The sequence below is a fragment of the Aminobacter sp. MSH1 genome, assembly GCF_003071665.1.
Classification (GTDB): Bacteria; Pseudomonadota; Alphaproteobacteria; order Rhizobiales; family Rhizobiaceae; genus Aminobacter; species Aminobacter niigataensis.
The window spans coordinates 3,134,319-3,153,519 of the sequence record NZ_CP026265.1; the positions used below are offsets into that span (position 1 = coordinate 3,134,319).

Here is a 19,201-nt window from a genome sequence, read left to right on the forward strand (position 1 = left end):
TCACCGGCCTTCCTGAATTCGTGTAGCGGCGGGCGCCGGCGTGCGGCCAAGGAAGCGGTCGCGGGTTTCCGCCCAGACCCGCAGGCATTCGGCGTCTTCAGCCGCCTTCAACCCAAGCCGTTGGCACCGGCGCTGACTCTCATGCAACGGATCGGCCTCGGGACGCAGAACCAGCACCGGCGTCGCTGGTGGCGCGGCTTCCTTTCGGGTCAATTCGATCACCGTCGCCGTGATGGCGACAGCGACGAACGTGACTGCGCCGAGGCGCGCCAGCATCTTGCCATCCATGATGTTCTCCTGTGGCCGTCAGTTGCCATTGTTGAACATGCGGGCATTGCCGGGCTGATAGCCCGAACCCGGGATCAGGAAGCGGCGGCGCTGCTCGCGGCCCTGTTCGGCAGCGGCGGATCGTTCGGCCTCGGTCAGCGCCTGCGCCCGGCCATTGGCGGCGATGACGGCGGTGAGGTCGGCGAGTTGCTGAGCCTGGAGCGCAAGTAGCTGGTTGCCGGCTTGTGTTGCCTGAAGAGCGCCGGCAGCATTCTGGCTCTGGCCGATCAGCGCCGACATCTGGGCACGATTGGTCTCGATGTTTTCGACGACGCCGGCCTGGACGCGCATCGCGTCTTGCAAGCCGCCTACTGTGTTTTGCCAACGTGAGCGCGCGTTGGCGATGAGTTGCTGATCAGGGGCCGACAAAGACGCGCTGCCATATTTCTGCTGGAACATCTGGTCGATCTGCTCCACGTCGAAGGCGATGTTTTGCGCCTGCCTGAGAAGCTGCTGTGTCTTCTGGATCGACTGCTGAAGCTGCTGGAGCGATGAGTATGGCAGGCTCGCCAGGTTCCTCGCCTGATTGATGAGCATCTGTGCTTCGTTCTGGAGGCTTTTGATCTGGTTGTTGATCTGTTCCAGTGTGCGAGCGGCGGTGAGCACGTTTTGCGCGTAGTTGGTCGGATCGTAGACAATGCGGCCGAAGAAGGCATGCGCTTGACTGGTCAGCACGGGCAAAACCGCACCGGTCACGGAAAGAACCGTTGCCGCGATCAAGGCAGCACGGAGGGGCGAGCGTTGGACGGTCATGGCGTGGGCTCCTTTTCAGGCTCGGGGACGAGATTGGTGAGATTGGAGATGAGGTCGACCGCCCAATCGACGCCGCGGGCGTGCAGCCAGGCGGCGAGGAAGCCGTCGCGGCCATGTTCACTGAGGATCTGCGCGATCAAGGTCTGGTCGGTTTTTGAAGATGCGGCGCAAAGCGCCAGCGCGACTTCGGAAAGGCCGAGTTCAAAGAGCCGGTTGCCGCGCCTGGACTGGCAATAGTAGTCGCGCTTTGGTGTAGCGCGCGCTAGAATCTCGATCTGACGATCGTTGAGGCCGAAGCGACGGTAGATTGCGGTGATCTGTGGCTCGATTGCGCGTTCGTTCGGCAGCAGGAGCCGGGTTTGGCAGCTCTCGATGATGGCGGGCGCGATCGTCGAGTTGTCGATGTCCGACAGCGATTGCGTGGCGAAGATGACGCTGGCGTTCTTTTTGCGCAACGTCTTCAGCCACTCCCGGATCTGGCCGGAGAAGCCGTCATCGTCGAGTGCGAGCCAACCTTCGTCGATGATGACCAGCGTAGGCGAGCCGTCCAGCCGGTCCTCGATGCGGTGAAAGAGATAAGAAAGCACCGCCGGCGCGGCAGCCGTGCCGATCAGTCCCTCGGTTTCGAAGGCCTGGACCGATGTCTCACCGATCCGCTCGAACTCGGCGTCGAGTAGCCGGCCATAAGGACCTCCGACACAGTAGGGGCGTAGCGCCTGTTTCAGGTCATTTGACTGGAGCAGGACGTTGAGGCCGGTGATCGTGCGCTCATGGACCGGAGCACTGGCGAGAGAGGTCAGCGCTGACCACAGATGCTCCTTGATCTCCGGAGTGATCGGGACGCTCTCACGGACCAGGATCGAGACGATCCAGTCGGCCGCCCAGGCGCGCTCCGGCACGTGATGGATGCGCGCGAGTGGCTGGAGCTGGACCGGCTCGCCAATGTCGCCACTCAGGCCACCACCAAGATCATGCCAGTCGCCGCCCATGGCGAGTGTGGCGGCGCGGATCGAGCCGCCGAAATCGAAGGCGAAGACCTGCGAGTGGCGATAGCGGCGGAACTGCAGTGCCATCAGAGCGAGCAGCACTGATTTGCCCGCACCTGTTGGGCCTACGATCAGCGTGTGACCGACGTCGCCGACATGAAGCGAAAAGCGGAACGGGGTCGAGCCTTCGGTCTTGCCGAAGAGCAGCGGAGGCGCTGCGAAATGCTCATCTTCTTTTGGCCCTGCCCACAGGGCCGAAAGCGGGATCATGTGGGCGAGATTGACGGTGGAGATCGGCGGTTGCCGGACATTGGCGTAGACGTGACCAGGTAGAGAACCGAGCCAGGCGTCTACGGCATTTATGGTCTCGGGCATGCATGTGAAGTCGCGGCCCTGGATGACCTTTTCGGCTAGCTTCAGCTTCTCGTCGGCGACACGCGGATCGGCGTCCCAGACGGTGAGTGTCGCGGTGACGTAAGCCTGTCCGGCATAATCGGCACCCAGTTCCTGAAGCGCGAGATCGGCGTCGGCCGCCTTGTTGGCTGCATCCGTGTCGACAAGAGCGGCTGCCTCGTTGGTCATCACCTCCTTCAGGACCGCAGCGATCGACTTGCGCTTGGCGAACCATTGCCGCCTGATCCTGGTCAGCAGCCTTGTGGCGTCAGTCTTGTCGAGGAGGATGGCGCGGGTCGACCAGCGATAGGGGAATGCGAGGCGATTGAGCTCGTCGAGGATTCCAGGCGTGGTCGCGGTCGGAAAGCCGACAATGGTGAGAACGCGAAGATGTTGGTCACCAAGACGCGGCTCGAGCCCGCCAGCAAGGGGCCGGTCCGCGAGCAACGCATCAAGATACATCGGCGTCTCGGGAACGCGCACGCGATGGTGTTCGGTCGAAACGCAGGCATGGAGGTAAGACAGCGTCTCGACATCGTCGAGCCATTCGCAATCGGGCATGAAGCCTTCGACGAGCTGGAGCACGCGGTCGGTCCGGTCGACGAAGCCTGTGACGATCTCGTGCGGATCGACGCCGCTTTCGACTTTGCCTTCGTAGAGCCAGCTTTCCGCCCGGGCGGCGTCCTCGGCCGGCGGCAGATAAATGAAGGTCAGGAAATAGCTGGACTCGTAGTGGGCCCCGGTCTCTTCAAAACCGGCCTTGCGTTCGGCATCGACCAGGGCGGAAGCGGGGTCCGCGAATGTGCTTTCCGGATAGGCACCGGCTGCATGACGCTGGGCTTCGACGAAGATCGCCCAGCCCGAGCCGAGACGCCGGAAAGCGTTGTTGAGACGGCTGGAGATAGCGACCAATTCGGCTGCAACAGAGCTGTCGAGATCCGGGCCGCGGAATCGGGCGCTGCGCTGGAGACTGCCATCCTTGTTGAGGACAACGCTCTCGCGCACCAGCGCTGCCCAAGGCAGGAAGTCCGAGAGGCGGGCATTTCGGTTTCGATATTCGGCAAGGTTCATCATGGCGGTAGCCTCACGCTCTGAGATGGCCGGGGATGCGCAGATGCCTGCGCACAACGTCGGCGAACATCGGATCGCGCTTGGCCGCCCAGACGGCGGCCAAGTGCCCGATCAGCCCTAGCGCGATGCCGACGATCCAGAGCCGCAGGCCGAGCCCTAACGCCGCAGCCAGTGTGCCGTTCAGGATGGCGATCGAGCGGGGGGCGCCGCCGAGCATGATGTGTTCTGTAAGCGCCCGATGAACAGGTGCGCTGAACCCTGGGACTGGTTCCTCCATCAGATGAGCGCTCCGCCGCCGAAGCTGAAGAAGCTGAGGAAGAAGCTTGATGCGGCGAAGGCGATCGAGAGGCCGAAGACGATCTGGATCAGTCGCCGGAAGCCGCCCGAGGTATCGCCGAAAGCAAGCGTCAGGCCGGTCACGATGATGATGATCACGGCGATGATCTTGGCGACCGGGCCTTCGATCGACAGCAGGATTTGTTGCAGCGGCTGTTCCCACGGCATGGACGACCCTGCGGCGTGCGCGGCGGGAGTTACCGCCAGTGCGAGGACGGTGACCGGGCAGAATGCCGCGACGCGGCGTCCGGCTCGGAAAAAGGGCGAGGTCATGCGGTTGTCCCTTCGTTGTTGGGTGTGATGCGGTAGTCGCCGCCGGGACCGAGCCCTTCGACATGCGCGAGTTCAACCAGTCGTCGGGCGGACCCGCGTCCCGAAAGCACGGCGACGAGATTGATGGTCTCTGCGATCAGTGCGCGCGGCACGGTGACGACGGCTTCCTGGATGAGTTGTTCGAGGCGTCGCAGGGCGCCGATGCCGGTGCCGGCATGGATGGTGCCGATGCCGCCGGGATGGCCGGTGCCCCAGGCTTTGAGGAGGTCAAGCGCTTCGGACCCGCGCACTTCGCCGACCGGAATGCGGTCGGGGCGCAGGCGAAGCGACGAGCGAACGAGATCGGAAAGGGAGACGACGCCTTCCTTGGTACGAAGGGCTACGAGATTGGGCGAGGCGCATTGCAGCTCGCGTGTGTCCTCGATCAGGACGACGCGATCCGAAGTCTTGGCAACTTCGGCAAGAAGGGCATTTGTGAGCGTGGTCTTGCCGGTCGATGTGCCGCCAGCGACGAGAATGTTGGCGCGCTTGGCGACTGCCTGGCGCAGAGTGATTGCCTGCTGCGCCGTCATGACGCCAGTAGCGACGTAATCGTCGAGAGTGAAGACGGCGACAGCCGGCTTTCGGATCGCAAAGGCGGGTGCTGTGACGACGGGCGGCAGCAGCCCTTCGAACCTCTCGCCCGTTTCGGGCAGCTCGGCCGAAACACGTGGATTGCCGGGGTGTACTTCGGCGCCGACATGGTGGGCGACAAGGCGAATGATGCGTTCGCCGTCGGCGACAGAGACTGCGAAACCGGTATCTTCAAGCCCGCCAGTGAGGCGGTCGATCCACAGACGCCCGTCGGGATTGAGCATCACCTCGACGATGGACGGATCTTCCAGGAACCCCGCGATCGCTGGCCCCAATGCGGTGCGCAGCATGCGCACACCCCGCAAGGATGCTTCGGAATGTCGTTGAGAAATCGCCACATCGCCCCCATTCGCGTTCGGGTGGCGCGCCGCGCGACCTCGATAGGGGACGATTAAGAGAGACAGAAATCAGTCAGATTCAACAGGTTTCAGGGGGCGTAGTAGAGTAGCGTGCAATTGCAGGAGAAGGGCGAGGGCTATGTTCCATGACCAGGCGTTTGGTGATCGACAGCAACATGATGCGATCTCAAGTCTTGCGGGATTTTCTGTCGGAAACAGGCGCGAACATTGCCGTGTTGCCGGATGTCATCTGGGTCGAGACATACAAATCTGGAACGCTCCGGGCGATTGCCGAAACGCTTTCTGTCGTTGGCGATTTTCCTGATCAAGTCATCGTCCTGAAGTCATCTGGCGAGATCGCTGTGCTTGATCCAGCATTCGGCATGACGGCTGCTACGATGGGCACAGGGAACGATCTGCGTGAGATGATGAAAGCACTGGACCTTGCCCGAAGGGGCGAGGCAACTGTCCTCGAACAATTCACGATGCAGTGGTCAAGGGCCGCCGATCTTATGGGGGGAATGCTGGAAGGCGCGGTAGACATTCTTCAATCCCTCCCGGAGATGGAGGAGACCTACACGGCGGAAGAGTTGCGCCGCTTTCGGACTACAAACAGATTCAGTCAGGAAATGATCGCGAAAATCTTTGGCTCAGCTGACCAGGTTTGCGAGACGCTGTTTGCATTACATGGACGCGAACCTCCCGTTGATATTCGGCAGCGGTCGGACACCTATCTGTACAGGTTTTCCCTCGCGATCATGATGTACATGGTCTGGTGGATACGCGCGGGAAGCCAACTGCCGACACGACATGATCGTGCACGGAACGATATCGTCGATCTGAGCTTTGCCGTGCACGCGACATATTTCGACGATCTCATGACACAGGATAAGAAGGCAGTCTGGATGTACACGCAGCTTTCAGGGGCGCTTCGCGCCATTCATTCCGTCGTGTGACGCTGTTCAACATCATCGGGGATCTCTCGCAGAAAACTCTGGCCTTTCTGAAGCCGCTTGCCGAGCGTTTCAACGAAGCCGTCGAAACGTTCCCGCCCCTTGGCCTGAGCTGAAGCTTGCGCCTCGGGCGGCAGAGGCGGGGTGATCGACAACCAGAAGCGCACAAAAAGGGCGAGTGTTTCCGCGGTGACGCCAAGATCGCGCTCCATCCGCTGGATTTGCCTGGACAGTCGGTCGAGCCGGCGAGCAAAGGCTGCTTCGCGCGCATCGGCGTGATCGGGCGACAGGAACGAACTGACGGCCGCCTCCACGATGGCCGACCTGGGTAACTTCTTGCGGTCGGCAAGCTCATTGATGCGCCCGATAAGTTCCACCGGCAGGGTTAGATTGAGGCGGTCGCGCATGGCCTTAGAGCTCCATTCCGTCGCTCGGGTCGAGTGCGACCTGGCGAGCGATGCCGCTCATCTGGCGGCGTAGCGACTGGCGCTGTCGAGCGGTGTCCTCCGGCTCATCGTCGAGGATATGCGCGAACTCCTCGGCCGGCTTCTGGTCAGCGGTTTCCTTTGCGATAGCGATATGTTCGGGAAGCTCCGGTTCGCGACGCAGGCCGGCATTGGCGCTGTCAGGCACTTCAGCGGCTGAAAGTACTGGATCGGCCTTCCGCGGCAGGACTGTCGACCAGCTGTCGCTGCGACGGGTCCTGCCCAATCTGGCCGGATCCGGCGGTTGCATGACACGCTCGCGGAAGCGCGCATCCTCGTAGTAGCGAGCCTTTTTTGCCCGGATCGGCGGAGTGCCTGCGATCATCACGATTTCGTCGGTCGGTGGAAGTTGCATGATCTCGCCGGGGGTGAGGAGGGCGCGCGCCGTTTCTGAACGCGAGACCATCAGGTGCCCAAGCCATGGCGAGAGCCGGTGGCCGGCATAGTTCTTCATCGCCTTCATTTCGGTGGCCGTTCCGAGCGCATCGGACACGCGTTTGGCGGTGCGCTCGTCATTGGTCGCGAAACTCACGCGCACATGGCAATTGTCGAGGATCGAGTTGTTGGCGCCGTAGGCCTTTTCGATCTGGTTGAGCGACTGAGCGATGAGAAAGCTCTTAATGCCGTAACCGGCCATGAAGGCAAGCGCGGACTCGAAGAAATCGAGGCGGCCGAGAGCCGGGAACTCGTCGAGCATCATGAGGACGCGGTGCCGGAGTTCCATTGCGTGCAGGTCCTCGGTGAGCCGTCGGCCTATCTGGTTGAGGACGAGACGGATCAGCGGCTTGGTTCGGGAGATGTCCGAGGGTGGTACGACCAGATAGAGCGTGGTCGGCCTTGCGTCCGAGGTGAGATCGGCGATGCGCCAGTCGCAACGCCCAGTCACTTCCGCGATGACCGGATCGCGATAAAGGCCGAGGAACGACATGGCGGTCGACAGCACGCCGGATCGTTCGTTGTCGGATTTATTGAGGAGCTCGCGTGCCGTCGATGCGACAACCGGATGCGGGCCGGCGTCTCCGAGATGCCTCGTCGTCATCATCGCGGCGAGTGTCGCCTCGATCGGCCGGCGCGGATCGGAGAGAAAGGCTGCGACGCCGGCGAGCGTTTTTTCCTCCTCGGCATAGAGGACATGCAAGATCGCGCCGACGAGAAGGGAGTGGCTGGTCTTTTCCCAGTGGTTGCGCTTGTCCAGCGAACCTTCCGGGTCGACGAGGATATCGGCAACGTTCTGCACGTCGCGCACCTCCCAATCACCGCGACGAACCTCGAGCAGGGGATTATAGGCGGCTGATTTCGGATTGGTCGGATCGAAGAGCAACACGCGACCATGCTTGTCGCGGAAGCCGGCCGTAAGTTGCCAGTTTTCGCCCTTGATGTCGTGAACGATTGCCGAACCCGGCCAGGTCAGCAGCGTAGGCACCACAAGGCCGACGCCTTTGCCCGAACGTGTCGGCGCAAAGCACAGTACATGCTCGGGCCCGTCATGGCGCAGATAGTCGTGATCGAGGCGCCCAAGCACGACCCCGTCTGAGCCGAGAAGCCCGGCGGCCTCCACCTCCTTCTTTTCGGCCCATCGTGCGGAGCCGTAGGTCTGGACGTTCTTGGCCTCGCGAGCGCGCCAGACCGACATGCCGATGGCAACAGCGATCGCAATGAAGCCGCCCGAGGCCGCAATGAAAGCGGCCTTGTTGAATATCTCGGGTGCGTAGGCGTCGAAGAAGTACCACCACCAGAAAAAGGCGGGCGGATAGTAGATCGGTACACCACCGAGACTGAACCAGGGCGTGCCGAGTTGCGCCTGATACCCAAGCTGCCAGGCAACATATTGGGTCGCGGCCCAGGTGGTGACGATCACGATCAGGAAGACCACCGTGATTTGGCCCCAGAGGATTTTGGTCGCAGACATGCGTGATCCTTTTCCGTCGTTGTCAGAGGCCGAGGTCGCGCTTGCGTCCGACCGACAGTTCGATGCCGCCGGCCACATTCGCGACGCCGGCGACATGCTGGCCGAGCTTGCGGTCGAGATCGCGCGACCAGGGCACGAGCTGGAAGCCGAGACCGTCTTCAATCATGGCGAAGCGGCCGGAGGAGAGGGCGAGGCGCTGGCGCACGACGCCCGCGACGCGCTGCCCGGCTTGCGTCTTCACATGCGACAAGCCGGTCTCGGCCGAGAGCTTCTCGCCCACCGCCTCGAGCTCGCGGCGTCGAAGGGTGGCGAGCAGATCGCGTTGCATGATGATGCGCTGGCCGTCGCGCCGGGCGAGGCCCTGATCGGCGAGATGTTCGCCACGCGCCTGCATGGCGTCGCGCACCTCTCGACCAAACCCGGCCTGCGACAGCGGCATGGCGTCGCGCTCAACAAGGCGATGATCGATCCAGGTAGCACCAGGTGCTGTGACCTGCGCTTGAAGATCGTGATCAGATCGCATCGCAAGCACCAATGTCGGGCGGCGGTCGTCCGTACCTCCAAAGCGACGGACTTCGACGATACCGCCATTTGCAGGCGCCTGGTCGAAGGCTTCGACGCCCCGGAGGCGGACATGGTGGGCGCGACCGTCGACCCCGTCGATGACGGCGTAGGCCTCGCCGGTCAGCTCGTTGTGAAGGCCGCGATCGACAAGGCGCCCAATGATCGGCGAGCCACAGGTTCCGCCGTCGACCACATAATCGCCAACGCCGCGATCGTGGCCGCGCTCCGTGAAGGCGCGGTGCATTGTCTTGATGATATCGCCGCGCATGCCGAGATCGCGCAATGCGGGTTCGGCTTCGAGACCAACGACCCATTGTCCTGATTTACCCTGGATGGCGAGCCCCAATTTTTCGACATGCTGGAGCCGGCCGACCATGAGGCGGCGAAGTGCCGGATCAGGGGCGGATCGGTCTGGCCTGAGATCGATATAGCCGGTCTCATCGGCGGCGCGCTGGATCTCTTGGTCGATCCGCGTCCAACGTTCGGCAGTGATTTCCTTTTCAAGTGCGCTTCGGATTTCGTGCTCGGGCTTCGGGCCGAGTTCGATGCCAACGAGATCGTCGGCGCGGGAGCGTAGACCGCGGCTGATATAGTCGCGAGAGACGACGAGGTCGGCGCCGACGTCGTCGACGCCGCGCACGAGCAGATGCACATGCGGATTGTCTGTGTTCCAGTGGTCGACAGCGATCCAGTCGAGGCGGGTATTAAGATCGGCTTCCATCTGGCGCGCAAGATCTCGGGTAAAGCCTTTAAGGTCGGTCATCTGTGCTGCGTCCTCCGGTGAGATGATGAAGCGGAAATGATGCCGGTCGTCCTTGCAGCGATCGGCGAAGGCGAGATCGTCGGCGCGGTCGGTGTTGGCGTCGAACATCACGCCCTTCTCGCCATCTCGGCTGACGCCTTCGCGCTTGAGATAGGAGACGTGGGCGGTGAGCGGTGCTGAACGAAATGCCCGCCCCTGATGGCGAGCGACACGCGCCTTGATGACGACGCGGCGGTGCGAGGAGAAGATGCGGGATCGTCCGAAGACATTGCGCCCGCGTCCGAAGGTGGAGTGGCCGGGCCGGCGGCCCGGCTTGCCCGATGGAGCGCTGCCAGAGATGTGGCCGGCGCGCTTGGCCGCGGCGAGGACCTGATTTACGAAGCTCTTGGCCTTCGGCGTCTTCGTCGAACGGATGCGGCCTGGCTTGATGAGTAGGTCGCGGTCAACCTCGCTCATGACTGTGACCGGAGGCTGGTCGTGCATGTCGAAGCATTGAAAACATTGGAAAAATTCGGGCAGTATGCCCGCGACCGACCCGCATGCCCGGGAAAACGCAAGCCATGCCAATGGCTTAACGCGTTTCGGGCAGGCGCTTTTATCTCGCCGTCCTCTGTCGTTTCTCCAGCACTAACGCCGTACCTTGGTAAGCGTCCGGTCCTGACACGTCCTTGGGGTAGTGCATTTTCGCGGCATGTGCGGTTCCTTGGTACATTGGAGGGTCTCCGATGGCGTCGCGTCGTTCCTGGGAAAAGGCACACAGTCCGTATTGGTCGCTGCACGTCGAGGCGTGGCGGCAAAGTGGTCTGAGCCGGACGGAATATTGTCGTCAGCACTGTCTGACGAAGGCCACGTTCGGTCGCTGGATGAAGCATCTCGTCAGCAAGGAAGATGCTCGTAAGCATGCGGAATACCAGGCGGAATTGCGCCGCCAGCGGCACCGGGAGGAGCGCGAGAAGGGGATCAGGAAACGTCAGAGACGGCACTTTGCGGTGAGCACCGATGTGCGCAGCAAGGCCGTCCAGGCGTTCTGGGCGATGCATGTCGAGGCGATGAATTGGAGCGGCATGGGGGTGCGTGAGTATGCGGCAGCGCTGCAACTCTCGCCCTATTCGCTGCGCAGATGGCGCGACCGTTTCGAGGACGGCGAGGTGGAAATCGACTGGCGGGAGCATCTTCATCCGAGCGCCCGCCCGCGAATAAGCACCGGTGCTAGCAGCGCTGCTAAGGAAGGCTCGGTGAAAAGCGGATTGACAGACACACCGAATACCGATCCGCCGCGCGACGCACGCACCAACCGGCGCAGCTTCACCGACGGGGAGAAGCTCGCCATCGTGCTGGAAACGGAACAGCCCGGCATCGCGGTGGCGGAGGTTTGCCGCCGCCATGGCATTGTGACGAGCATGCTGTTCCGCTGGCGCGTCCGGTTCGGCTTCGCGCAGAAGAAACGTGTAAAACTGGCGACGGTCGCGATGCCGGCAAGCGGCGCAGGAGCTTCGTCGGTCCCCGTGGTTCTGCATGATCTTTTGCCGCCGCCTGACGGAATGTCGGCAGTCGAGCTGCCGGACGGCCGGCGGGTCTTCGCTCCCGCAGACTGCGATCCCAACGCTGTCCGAGCACATGTCGCGCGCGGGGAGATCGTGCCATGATGATCGTTCCGGCGGGCGTGAAGGTGCATCTGGCGTTGGGCTCCACCGACATGAGGAAGGGGCTGGATGGGCTCGCCATGCTGGTCCAGGCAACGCTGAAGCAGGACCCGTTCTCGGGTCATCTGTTTGCCTTCCGGGGAAAGAAGGCGTCGCTGCTCAAGATCCTGTTCTGGGACGGAAACGGGCTGTGCTTGTTCACCAAAAGGCTCGACCAGGGCAGCTTCGTGTGGCCGCGTATGGCAGGTTATGACGGCTCGATCACGCTGACGCCGGCGCAGCTTGCGATGTTGATCGAGGGCATCGACTGGCGCGCGCCGGTGCGTGTCTGGAGACCGGCGCTGGCCGGTTAAAAAAGCGCCAAACATCAAGAAATTCAATGCACTATTGCTTGGGAAAAAAGGTGTTTTGAAGTAGAATCGGTCATGTTGATCGACCTCGACAATCTGCCGTCCGATCCAGCATTTTTGCAGCGTCTGCTGCGCGATATGGCGGCTGCCGTCGAGAGCCGCGACGGTGAGATCGAGCGCCTCCAATCGATCATCAAGAAGCTCCAGCGGGCGCAGTTCGGCCGACGTTCCGAACGCCTCGATCCCGATCAGTTGGCGCTCGCACTGGAAGACCTTGATGCCGACATCGCCCGCATCCGGGCGAGCCGGCCAGTTGTCCGCAACCTGTCGCCCGAGCGACCCTCCCACCGCAAGCCGCTGCCCAATCATCTGCCGCGCGAGGATATTCGGCTCGACATCGGCGACGCGGTTTGCGCGTGCTGTGGTGGCGCACTCCATGTGATCGGCGAGAGCGTGAGCGAGATGCTCGATTGGGTTCCGGCGCAGCTGCGTGTCATTCGCACCGTGCGCCCGAAATACGCCTGCCGGACTTGCGAGACGGTAACGCAGGCGCCCGCGCCGGAGCGGTTGATCGCCGGTGGCCTGGCGACGCCAGCGCTTCTGGCGCAGGTGCTGGTCTCCAAATATTGCGACCACACTCCGCTCTACAGGCAGTCGCAGATCTTCGCCCGACACGGTGTCGATCTGGCGCGCTCGACGCTCGCCGGATGGATCGGCGGCGCCTGCTGGTGGCTGGAAGCTCTGCACGAGCGGCTGGCCAGAAACGTGTTCGCTTCGGATCATCTGTTCGCCGACGACACACCGGTCCCGGTGCTCGATCCGGGCCGCGGGCGCACCAAGACGGGGCGGCTGTGGGTCTATGCGCGCGAGCAGCGGCCCTGGGCCGGACCCGAGCCGCCGGCGGCTGTCTATCTGTTCGCACCCGACCGAAAGGCCGAGCGCCCGGTATCGCATCTTCAGCACTTCAAAGGTGTGCTGCATGTCGATGGCTATGCCGGCTTCGAACAACTCACGGCCAAGGGTGACATTGTTCTCGCCGCCTGCTGGGCGCATACGCGGCGCAAATTTTACGAGGTCGCGGAAGCGACCGGATCGCCCGTGGCGGACGAGGCGCTGCGCCGGATCAGTGAAATCTACGCCGTTGAAGCGGAGGTTCGCGGACAGTCGCCGGCCCATAGGTTGATTGCCAGGCGACAGCGCTCGAAACCCATTGTCACCGATCTGCGCGCCTGGCTGGAGGCCCAGCTTCCGCGCATCCCCGGTCGAAGCACGCTGGCCGAGGCGATCCGTTACACGCTCTCGCGCCGGGAGGGGCTGATGCGCTTCCTGTATGACGGCCGCGTCGAACTCGACACCAATCCGGTCGAGCGAGCGATCCGTCCGGTGGCTCTTGGCCGCAAGAACCATCTGTTCGCCGGCAGCGACGGGGGAGGCGGCCGCTGGGCGATCGTCTGTTCGCTGGTCGAGACCGCCAAGCTCAACGGCGTCGAGCCCTACGCCTATCTCGCCGACGTACTTCAGCGCATGCTTGACGGACATCCCGTCAACAGCCTCGACGACCTCCTGCCGTGGGCCTGGAAAGCGGCAAATCCTGTCAATGCCTGACATCACGTGCAGCCCCCGGACGCTTACGTACCTTGCCCAGCGCTGCCGGATGCCCGCCACACAACGCCCTTCTGCGACGACCGTCAAAACTGCTCTCCCATGCCGGTGCGCGCGGTGAAGAGGCCGTTCGAGCGCGGCGTGACGGCAACGTCATCGGGCATAACGGAGCGCTCCTCCGCTGCACGATTATCGCGCTCGGACGACGTCGGCTCAGTGCCGGCGGGGGCTCGAACGAAGAGCGGCGAGCGGCGCCACGGCAGCGTTTCCGCGTCACCAGGTGCCACCGGCGTCGACGCCCGCTCCGTGAGTGAATCGCCGTTGATCAGAGTGGAAAGTGTAGCGACATAGGCAAAGGTTTCGGCCGGTAAAGGGTGGCCGGCGAGATAGCCTTCATAGCGTGCCGGGCCCGCATTATACGCCGCGAGGAAACCCGGCGATCCGAAGCGATCGTGCATCTCCCGCAGATAGGCGGTGCCCGCCAGGATGTTGTCGCGCGGATCGAACGGGTCCTGTCCGAGCGGCCATCGACCGCGTAGCTCCTCCCAGGTACCAGGCATGATCTGCATCAGTCCAAGCGCGCCGGCGCTGGACACGGCGCGCGCGTCGCCTGCACTTTCCTTGCGTATGACGGCGCGTATCCAGGCAGCCGGAATTGCGAAGCGTCGAGAAGCTTCGGCGATGTGGGTGGCATAATTATCACTGGGCTCCGATTGATGTACCGCATTGGCTTGCGCAATGGACGGGCCGACCGAGCAGGCCGACAAAAGGAGGCCGGAAAGAAGACGAAGCGCGAACCGGCGAACCGGGTGTCGCTGTCGGGCGACCGATCGGCTGCGCGTTGGGCGCAGCCGAGAAGCGATGGGAACGTCGCGGCAGGGCATGACTCAAGCCGTCTCGCTGCGGTCGCGTGGACGGCTCCAATGCAACGACCATGAGGTCGCGTCGTCACCCTTCCGGAACAGGCGTGCGCGGATCGGTTCGTGGAAGGTCGGGTCGTCGATCTGCAACGAAACATACTCCCCGGCCTTCTCGCTGGTGCGTGTCCAGCCTGCTCCGACGTCCTGTCCGTCATCGATGCCGCGCAGCACGCGATAGTCGGGTGTGTTGTCACCGTCGCCGGGTTCGACCGGTACGATGGTGAGTTCGAGGTCGAGCGTGAATGTGTGGATGCGGCCCGAGAAGCTGTCTCCTTCGCGCGTGAACAGTCCGATCTGTGGCATGGCTAACTCCTTTTCTGGTTCGGCAGTGATGGGGGCGGCAGCGAGACCTGCGCTGCCGCTGGCGCGCTCACCGCGTTGTCGCGCGCCATTCGAAGCGGCCGTCACCCTCCTCGTCGGTCCAAAGAGGGATGGCGCGGCCAATGATGCGGTCGATGGAAATGGGGCCGAAGTAGCGACCGTCGAGGCTGTCGCGGACTTCCCAGTTCATAAGGAAGATTTCGTCAGCGGGGATGCGCAGGCATCCACTCCAGGTCGGCAGTGTACGGCCCGCGCGATCGTGCTCGAGCGCGGTGCCAGCCTCGATGCCGTCGACTGTGATGAGAACGTTTGAACGGCAGACGGTTTGCCCGGAGACCGCGCGAACGCGCTTCACGAGCGGGACACCTTTGGCCAGATAGTTGCGCGCGGCGAAGAATATCGCGAGCGGCTCCGGCGCGTCGACGGCGACAAGATCAGTGACTTCGAGGGGACTGTCGAAGTCGATCCAGTAAAGGCCGATCGGTGCACTGGCCGAAACATTCCAGATCAGCCTGATCGGCATCGGTGTGAGCGCCGGATAGCCGACGCCCGTCGCAGCGAGTACCGTCGTCAGGACGGTGCTGAGGCGGCTCATGGCTTCGCCTTCAGGCGCAAAAGGAAGCCGCGATGCTGGTCGAGCGTGTACGCCCGTGGCTCTTGGCCAGCTGTCATTCGGTTGTGGATGTGTCGCCAGTGATCGGGCGATACGGTTTCGGGATCGATACCGAGACGTTCAATCGCATCGATCACCTGAAGCACGCGCTCGACTTTGGGCCAGCTATCGATCTTGAGCAGGATGTCGCCACCCGGACGCACGAATGGCAGCGTCTGATAGGCTTCGCCGCGGGCGACCGCACGCACAATGTCGATCCGTGAGATCACTGTGCCGAAGTCATTGGAGGCCCAGCGGACAAAGGCGAAGATCGTGCCGGGCTGGAAGGAGAGGATGCGACGGCGGCGATCGATACGTTGTTCGTGCGCTGCCCGACCGAAGCGGATCCAGTGCTCGATCCTCTTTTCGACAAAGGTCAGTTCGACATGGGTGAGGAGTGCTGCGTTCATGACGAGCTCTCCGCAATTATGGGGCAGTCATCCTCATGCCGGCGAAGGCAGGGGTGCGTTAGAAAGATTCTGAAAGAATCTGGGTTAGAGACGTTACGGTGGCCGCAAGGCACTGGAATCCGACGAGGAATCGTCAATTCCGGTCCCCGATAGCACGAAGGTCGGGTCCCCGATGGCACGACAGGGGTGGTCCCCGATAGCACGAACGTATTCACAGCTTATCCCCGAATCGCGTGGATGGTTTCCGCTCCAGGCGTGGCGAAGTGAAAGCGGCCGGATTGGTGGTGACGAAGGTGAGGACATCAGGACCGTCGACCTGGTGTTCGATACCGAGGCGGTAGCCAGGCAGGGGTTGTCGTCGGGCGATGTCGCGCAGGTCGTATGCAAAGTGCTTGAGCGGCGAGAGGCTGCCGGACTTGTGGTGCAGATGGACGAAGTCGAACCTCCAGCCGAATTGCTGGTGTCCGCCATGCTTGCGCACGATGCGGTAAAGCCAACGCTCAAGGCCCCCGGTCAGTTCGAAATATGTCCGGTCGATGGTCAGCACGAGCGCGTCATCGAGGACCGCGCGATAGAACCAATCCGGCAGGATCAGTTCGACGCCGACTGGCCGTCCATCGCGGTCGGTCCGCTCTTGCCATTCATTGAGCCAGGAGAAGCGATGGCGCCGGCCCTCGGCTGGCTGGCGGATGGAGGTCGCGATCGTGGTCGACTGGAGACGATCGAGCGCGGCTTTCAGGCGCTGATAGTCGCGTGAGCTGACCCCGCGCCCGGTAAAGGTCAGGATCTCGTAGGGCGTCGCAGCCATCAGCCTTGATGTCCGTAGTCCGGCATCGCGGGCGTTGACGATCTGACTGGCGGCCCAGATCAGAATGTCTGCGTCCCAGATCGTTGCCATGCCATGGTCCGGCACAGCTTCGACCCGGATGGTTACGCCTCCGGCCTTGAAATCGATCGGTGCCGTGCGTCTGGACTTTGCGAGGGAAAAGAATGGATAGGCCATGAGGTCCTGTGCATCGCGAGGAGCGAAGTCGCCGGGGAGCGCATGGAACAGATCGAGCTGTCCGCGCTCTGAAAGTAGGCGAGTCCGCGCCGACAAGGGGAACAGCCGAGCGATCAGCGGGCCAAGCGGTCGGCATGTGCCGCAGGCATAAGGGAATGGCGTTTGGCCGGAAGCACGGTGCCCCGTGGGTCGGACGTTGACGTCATGGCTCCGCGATTGGCCCAGGCCTGGAGATCGTCAATGGCATAGACGACCCGGCCGCCGAGCTTGCGATAGTCGGGGCCTGTCCCGTAGGTGCGGTGTTTTTCGAGCGTCCTGGCCGACAGGCTTAGAAATGTAGCCGCTTCCTTGGTGCGCAGAAAGCGTGGCGGCAAGCCGGCGTTTCGACCGTTCATCGGGTCATCTCCATCACTTTTGAGAAAGCCGCTGAGATCGAGCGGCGGACATGGGCTATGATGGAGAAGGGCTCCGGCGTTGTTCAGGTGCGGAATGGATGGAGCCTATTTCGCACGGACAGGCACATTGCCACCGGGCTTTGGCAACGAGCAGTCAGGCTTCGCGCCGCCGGAACCGCAGGAGCTGGCGGTAGCCGCCGGCAATCATTCTGTGGCCATCGCGAACGAGGCGCAGCGTTGTGTAACGAAATGGCGAATCCTGCCATTCTTCAGCGACAATGAAGCGAGGACCGAACAGGGCGTGGGCTATTTCGAAATGGGAAGCCCCTTCGATTCGGCCGTCGAGAGCGCGAAGCATATGGCCGAGGCGAGTGCGTTGCGATGATGTCAGGCGTTTATCGGGCACGCCGCTTCCCTTGGACGATCTGAGAAATCTATCCAGGGACGACAGTCGTTCGGGCGCCTTGGCGTCGAGAGGTACTATCGCGGCGAGGGGACGCGCGCTATCGGTGCCGTAAAGCAGCGCAATCTGACAGCTATTTGCCGCCGACAGGGGTCGCAGGTGCTCGCCGAGCTCGTCACGCATTGAAACCGCCGGCGGCAAAGCGGCGACGACGTCCGCGTCGTCTGCCAGCAGCGGCGGCGTGTTGATGAGCAGGATAACACCCGGATCGACCTCGGGTGTCCAGTAAACCGGCTGCTTGGTTGCCGGGCGATCAGGATTTGCTGGAAAATCGAAGCCCCCACTGCGACCGCAGTTCATTCGGGGACAGGGAGTTCGGCGTGGGGTTGATTTGCTGCATGTCTGCGAATTCGCGCTGGTAGGCTGGATTGCGGCGGAGGAATTCCCAGGCGAGGGCATCCGGAGTTACGTCGCTTATGAAATCGTAGGCCTGCGAGCTACGCCACTCAGACGAATCCGGCTTCATGCATCCTCCTGCGATTTGCGGACCATCCCCGTAAAGCAGTGGAAAAGCAGAGAGAATCCCAAAAAACCGGGATTGACCGGAAGTGATTGATGGGCCGTGCGCTTATTCAGGCCGTGAAACGAGGCCGGCGCCCAACCATCATTTTTGCTCTCATGTGCTGGTTACTCACATCGCTCCGACATCGGTCACGAGCTTGAAAAGGCAGTCTCCGGGAGCAGCAAGGGCTGGCGCTCGCCGGCAGGCTACGAGGCCTGGCTGAGAAAAGCAGACTTCTTCGGGCGGCTTCTGGGAGCCTTCTACAGGAAAAATGAAGCCTGCGGTCTGACCGGTGTCCACAGAGTCGCCGAGTTCGACAGCAGGTTCGAAGATGCCATGAATGGGGGCATAGGTGAACGCGCCCCTCCCGGCGACCCGCATCAATCGGACAGGCGGTGCCGGTTTGGTTTCGGCATTGGGCAAGACGCCGATGTGCTTGAGGACGCGGTAGATGCCCTGGCTGGCGATGGCCTCGCCAGCACTTGAGAAGGTGCCGCCTCCTCCCAGCTCTGTTGTGAGGGTTGGAACGCCAAGAGCCTGGGCAACTGCAGAAAGAGTGGTTGCCCCTCCGCCACCGCTGCCGTCGCTGATGGATCCGATGGGAGCGCCGAAGACATGTATGAGTTCCATGAGTCTTGCGGTTTCGGCTCCCGTCTTACCAACGCGGATCAGACAGCAGGGTAGATAGGACAGGGACCTGCCGCCCGAATGCAAATCAATGACGATGTCAGCCATCGAAAGCAGAACCGAGCTGACATAGTGCGCGATCATCTGGGTTGGGGTGCCGTTCGCCTCGCCCGGGAATACCCGGTTGAGATTGCCTTCGTCGAGCGGGGAGAGGCGTCGCCCCGCAAGTACGGCGGGGTAGTTGAGCGCAGGTAGAATGATGATGCGGCCGCGCAGATCCTGGGGTTCGACCTGACGAGCCAGTTTGCTCAAAGCGACTTGGCCCTCATATTCGTCGCCATGATTACCGGCAATCAGCAGTGCGGTCGGCCCCTTGTCATTTCTGATGCATGTGATCGGGATCGGAATGACGCCATAGGCGGATTGGTCTGTCGAGAACGGCAGTCTCAGCCAATCGTGCTGCTTGCCGTCCCGGTCAAAATCAAGAGGTGTCCAGATGCGCGTCTCGCCCGCCGGCGACATCTTCATG

Annotated in this window: 22 protein-coding genes; 4 read left to right on the top strand and 18 right to left on the bottom strand. The window is 62.5% G+C overall.

Annotated elements, in window-relative coordinates; genetic code table 11:
• The 6 genes from trbK-alt to trbB are packed head-to-tail and all read right to left on the bottom strand — an operon-like array spanning position 1 to position 5,110.
• The gene (gene trbK-alt / locus CO731_RS15495; RefSeq protein ID WP_055968913.1) at positions 1–288 is read right to left on the bottom strand and encodes a putative entry exclusion protein TrbK-alt; all 288 of its coding nucleotides are present in this window, start codon (positions 286–288) and stop codon (positions 1–3) included.
• A gap of 18 nt (positions 289–306) precedes the next feature.
• Entirely contained in the window at positions 307–1,080 is a 774-nt protein-coding gene (trbJ, locus tag CO731_RS15500; protein ID WP_055968910.1) for a P-type conjugative transfer protein TrbJ, read from the bottom strand.
• Positions 1,077–3,533, bottom strand: a complete 2,457-nt coding sequence (gene trbE, locus CO731_RS15505; protein ID WP_055968906.1) for a conjugal transfer protein TrbE — start codon at positions 3,531–3,533, stop codon at positions 1,077–1,079. Before trbE ends, trbJ begins: the two co-directional genes overlap by 4 nt.
• 10 nt (positions 3,534–3,543) lie before the next feature.
• Positions 3,544–3,807 (bottom strand): VirB3 family type IV secretion system protein, encoded by a 264-nt coding sequence (locus CO731_RS15510; protein WP_055968903.1) that lies wholly within the window; start codon positions 3,805–3,807, stop codon positions 3,544–3,546.
• Entirely contained in the window at positions 3,807–4,139 is a 333-nt protein-coding gene (locus tag CO731_RS15515) for a TrbC/VirB2 family protein (RefSeq protein WP_055968900.1), read from the bottom strand. The genes CO731_RS15510 and CO731_RS15515 overlap by 1 nt, the downstream gene beginning before the upstream one ends.
• Positions 4,136–5,110, bottom strand: a complete 975-nt coding sequence (trbB, locus tag CO731_RS15520) for a P-type conjugative transfer ATPase TrbB (protein WP_055968898.1) — start codon at positions 5,108–5,110, stop codon at positions 4,136–4,138. Before trbB ends, CO731_RS15515 begins: the two co-directional genes overlap by 4 nt.
• 146 nt (positions 5,111–5,256) lie before the next feature.
• Between trbB and CO731_RS15525 the strand changes: the two genes are divergently transcribed.
• Positions 5,257–6,066, top strand: coding sequence for a hypothetical protein (locus CO731_RS15525; protein ID WP_055968895.1), 810 nt, complete (start codon positions 5,257–5,259; stop codon positions 6,064–6,066).
• On the opposite strand, the gene CO731_RS15530 is transcribed toward CO731_RS15525, so the two are convergent.
• The 3 genes from CO731_RS15530 to CO731_RS15540 are packed head-to-tail and all read right to left on the bottom strand — an operon-like array spanning position 6,051 to position 10,240.
• Entirely contained in the window at positions 6,051–6,470 is a 420-nt protein-coding gene (locus tag CO731_RS15530; RefSeq protein WP_055968893.1) for a ribbon-helix-helix protein, CopG family, read from the bottom strand. The two genes, CO731_RS15525 and CO731_RS15530, sit on opposite strands and share 16 nt — an antisense overlap.
• Before the next feature lie 4 nt (positions 6,471–6,474).
• Complete coding sequence (locus CO731_RS15535; RefSeq protein ID WP_055968890.1) at positions 6,475–8,457, bottom strand: conjugal transfer protein TraG; 1,983 nt, start codon at positions 8,455–8,457, stop codon at positions 6,475–6,477.
• A 22-nt stretch (positions 8,458–8,479) separates the two neighbouring features.
• Positions 8,480–10,240: a DUF3363 domain-containing protein gene (locus CO731_RS15540; RefSeq protein WP_055970564.1), complete on the bottom strand. Its 1,761-nt coding sequence runs from the start codon at positions 10,238–10,240 to the stop codon at positions 8,480–8,482.
• A gap of 269 nt (positions 10,241–10,509) precedes the next feature.
• Between CO731_RS15540 and CO731_RS15545 the strand changes: the two genes are divergently transcribed.
• The 3 genes from CO731_RS15545 to CO731_RS15555 all read left to right on the top strand — a co-directional run bounded on the left by CO731_RS15545 (position 10,510) and on the right by CO731_RS15555 (position 13,382).
• Positions 10,510–11,430, top strand: a complete 921-nt coding sequence (locus CO731_RS15545; RefSeq protein ID WP_055968887.1) for a transposase — start codon at positions 10,510–10,512, stop codon at positions 11,428–11,430.
• Positions 11,427–11,780: an IS66 family insertion sequence element accessory protein TnpB gene (gene tnpB, locus CO731_RS15550; RefSeq protein ID WP_055968884.1), complete on the top strand. Its 354-nt coding sequence runs from the start codon at positions 11,427–11,429 to the stop codon at positions 11,778–11,780. Before CO731_RS15545 ends, tnpB begins: the two co-directional genes overlap by 4 nt.
• Before the next feature lie 72 nt (positions 11,781–11,852).
• Complete coding sequence (locus tag CO731_RS15555; RefSeq protein ID WP_055968879.1) at positions 11,853–13,382, top strand: IS66 family transposase; 1,530 nt, start codon at positions 11,853–11,855, stop codon at positions 13,380–13,382.
• An 83-nt stretch (positions 13,383–13,465) separates the two neighbouring features.
• Here the strand turns inward: CO731_RS15555 and CO731_RS15560 are convergent, their stop codons facing one another.
• The 9 genes from CO731_RS15560 to CO731_RS15595 form a co-directional block, all read right to left on the bottom strand.
• Positions 13,466–14,263, bottom strand: a complete 798-nt coding sequence (locus tag CO731_RS15560; protein WP_055977824.1) for a lytic transglycosylase domain-containing protein — start codon at positions 14,261–14,263, stop codon at positions 13,466–13,468.
• 3 nt (positions 14,264–14,266) lie between these two features.
• Positions 14,267–14,602 carry a DUF736 domain-containing protein gene (locus CO731_RS15565; RefSeq protein WP_055977821.1) on the bottom strand — a complete coding sequence of 112 codons (336 nt, stop codon included), beginning with the start codon at positions 14,600–14,602 and terminating at the stop codon, positions 14,267–14,269.
• Between the two features lie 67 nt (positions 14,603–14,669).
• Positions 14,670–15,215 (bottom strand): S26 family signal peptidase, encoded by a 546-nt coding sequence (locus tag CO731_RS15570; RefSeq protein WP_055977818.1) that lies wholly within the window; start codon positions 15,213–15,215, stop codon positions 14,670–14,672.
• Positions 15,212–15,682, bottom strand: a complete 471-nt coding sequence (locus CO731_RS15575) for a DUF2840 domain-containing protein (RefSeq protein WP_055977815.1) — start codon at positions 15,680–15,682, stop codon at positions 15,212–15,214. The genes CO731_RS15570 and CO731_RS15575 overlap by 4 nt, the downstream gene beginning before the upstream one ends.
• 211 nt (positions 15,683–15,893) lie before the next feature.
• Positions 15,894–16,781 carry a replication initiator protein A gene (locus tag CO731_RS15580; protein ID WP_055977813.1) on the bottom strand — a complete coding sequence of 296 codons (888 nt, stop codon included), beginning with the start codon at positions 16,779–16,781 and terminating at the stop codon, positions 15,894–15,896.
• A gap of 17 nt (positions 16,782–16,798) precedes the next feature.
• Positions 16,799–17,080, bottom strand: a complete 282-nt coding sequence (locus CO731_RS15585; protein ID WP_055977808.1) for a helix-turn-helix domain-containing protein — start codon at positions 17,078–17,080, stop codon at positions 16,799–16,801.
• Between the two features lie 154 nt (positions 17,081–17,234).
• Positions 17,235–17,843 (bottom strand): DUF2285 domain-containing protein, encoded by a 609-nt coding sequence (locus CO731_RS15590; RefSeq protein ID WP_082496635.1) that lies wholly within the window; start codon positions 17,841–17,843, stop codon positions 17,235–17,237.
• Complete coding sequence (locus tag CO731_RS29340) at positions 17,797–18,009, bottom strand: DUF6499 domain-containing protein (protein ID WP_244487858.1); 213 nt, start codon at positions 18,007–18,009, stop codon at positions 17,797–17,799. The genes CO731_RS15590 and CO731_RS29340 overlap by 47 nt, the downstream gene beginning before the upstream one ends.
• 165 nt (positions 18,010–18,174) lie before the next feature.
• Entirely contained in the window at positions 18,175–19,200 is a 1,026-nt protein-coding gene (locus tag CO731_RS15595) for a succinylglutamate desuccinylase/aspartoacylase family protein (protein WP_055977806.1), read from the bottom strand.
• Position 19,201: the final 1 nt, after the last annotated feature.